This is a genomic window from Bradyrhizobium sp. NBAIM14, from assembly GCF_020193895.1.
Lineage (GTDB): Bacteria > Pseudomonadota > Alphaproteobacteria > Rhizobiales > Xanthobacteraceae > Bradyrhizobium > Bradyrhizobium yuanmingense.
The window spans coordinates 1-409 of the sequence record NZ_JADYVQ010000105.1; the positions used below are offsets into that span (position 1 = coordinate 1).

The 409-nt window shown below is 63.3% G+C and carries 1 protein-coding gene; it reads left to right on the top strand.

Annotated features, from left to right (window positions below; translation table 11 throughout):
* Positions 1-49: 49 nt before the first annotated feature.
* On the top strand, positions 50-409 hold a 360-nt coding region (locus I6F28_RS37215; protein WP_225143974.1), incomplete at its 3' end, for a class-II aminoacyl-tRNA synthetase family protein.

Genomic DNA, 409 nt, shown 5'->3' on the forward strand with positions numbered 1-409 from the left:
GGATGACCTGCGCAACATCGCCTGAACCGACATTCCTCTCATCACCATCATGACCGAACAGAACAACCCGGCCGAATCGAGTACCGCGGCCGCCGTGCCGGCGCAGGACGACAACAAGATCATCGCCGAGCGCCGCGAGAAGCTCGCGGAGATCCGCCAGCAAGGCGTCGCGTTCCCCAACGATTTTCGCCCGACGCCCCATGCCGGTGATCTGCAAGCCAAGTACCGCGAGCTGGAGCAGGCTGCTCTGGAAGCGGAACCGGTGCAGGTGGCCATTGCGGGACGCATGATGCTCAAGCGCGTGATGGGCAAGGCCAGCTTTGCCACCGTGCAGGACAGCACCGACCGCATCCAGTTCTACATCAGCCGCGACGCCGTGGGCGAAGACGTCTACGCCAGCTTCAAGAAG